A 1,311-nucleotide genomic window follows, 5' to 3' on the forward strand; every position below is an offset into this window, starting at 1 on the left:
GAGGCGCCCGGTCAGCCGCTGCCGGAGGCGCCCTGGCTGCGCTACGGCGAGGCCGAGGCCGACAACGAGTTCGACGACGATGACGACGCCGACACCGCGCCGACCCGGGTGGTGACCGAGGAGGACCTGGGAACCGGGCGGCACGCGGTGGGGCACGGGGCGTCGGCCACCGACTCGGGCTCGACGCAATCACGTGGCTTCGGCTCCGGCCAGCGCAGCTTCGGGGCCGGGGAGTCGGCGCATCCGGTGATGCACCTGCCGCTGGACGACCCCTACCAGCAGCCGGACGGCTACCCGATCAAGGCGAACATCGGCTCGGGGCTCTACTACACGCCGCAGAACGCGCTGTACGACGACACACTCGCCGAGATCTGGTTCGCCACCGAGGAGGCGGCCCGGCTCAACGGGTTCACCAGGGCAAGCTGATCAGCGCAACGGCAGTGGCGTGTGCTCGTCACTGTCGGTGCGGGGCCCGAAGATCCGTCGCTGATCCTCGGTGATGGCGACGTCGTCGATGCTGGACTCGCGGCGGCTCATCCGGCCGTCGTCGGCGAACTCCCACAGTTCGTTACCGTAGCTGCGCCACCACTGGCCGGTCGCGTCACGGCTTTCGTACTGGTAGCGCACCGCGATTCGGTTGTCCTGGTAGCACCACAGCTCCTTGCGCAGCGCGTAGTCGCGTTCCCGGGCCCACTTGCGCCGCAGGAGCGCGACGATCTCGGCGCGCCCGGTGACGAACTCGTCGCGGTTACGCCATACCGAGTCGTCGGTGTAGGCCTGCGCCACCCGTTCGGGGTCCCGGGTGTTCCAGGCGTCTTCGGCGGCTCGGACCTTACGGCGCGCCGACTCCGCATCGAAAGGTGGGCACGGGTCGAACATGGTGACCTCCTCGGTGATTCGTCACGGTGTCAGCCGTGCCAGTGCCTCGGCTGCCGGAACGATGTCATGGATGCGCCGACTGGTCTCGCCGGCGTAGAGCGCTGACCGGTCGACTGTGGCCGGGTCCATTCCGGCCAACGGCAACGCCGGGGTGTAGAGCGGCACGGCGCTCCGCTGCGCGGCCAGCATCGTCCCCAGCGCGCCCAGCGGCATCAGTCGGCCCAGCGGCGCACCGATCCGGTTGAATGCCCGCACCGCCGGCGGACCGAGTTCGTTTCGCGCACACCAGCGTTCGGTGAGGGCATTGGGAACGACCCGGTGGGCCAGCGGCCAGCCCACCCCGAACAGCATGGTGCGGATGGTTCGTTGCGCATCCAGCACCTTCTGCTTGTAGCCGGGGTGGGCGCGCGACTCCTCGGTGAGCAGAAAGCG

At 69.6% G+C, this 1,311-nt stretch carries 2 protein-coding genes and 1 pseudogene; 1 reads left to right on the plus strand and 2 read right to left on the minus strand.

The window, feature by feature from the left end:
- A partial coding sequence (locus DQP56_RS24270; RefSeq protein ID WP_435673912.1) for a sunset domain-containing protein occupies window positions 1-426 on the plus strand: 426 nt, incomplete at its 5' end.
- Here the strand turns inward: DQP56_RS24270 and DQP56_RS24275 are convergent.
- Together DQP56_RS24275 and DQP56_RS24280 are read right to left on the minus strand one after the other, a co-directional pair.
- Window positions 427-879, minus strand: a complete 453-nt coding sequence (locus DQP56_RS24275; RefSeq protein ID WP_112689622.1) for a nuclear transport factor 2 family protein — start codon at window positions 877-879, stop codon at window positions 427-429.
- Window positions 880-900: 21 nt separating this feature from the next.
- Window positions 901-1,311, minus strand: a pseudogene (locus tag DQP56_RS24280) (NAD(P)H-dependent flavin oxidoreductase); the annotation flags it as partial.

The organism is Mycolicibacter senuensis, assembly GCF_003284925.1.
Classification (GTDB): Bacteria; Actinomycetota; Actinomycetes; order Mycobacteriales; family Mycobacteriaceae; genus Mycobacterium; species Mycobacterium algericum_A.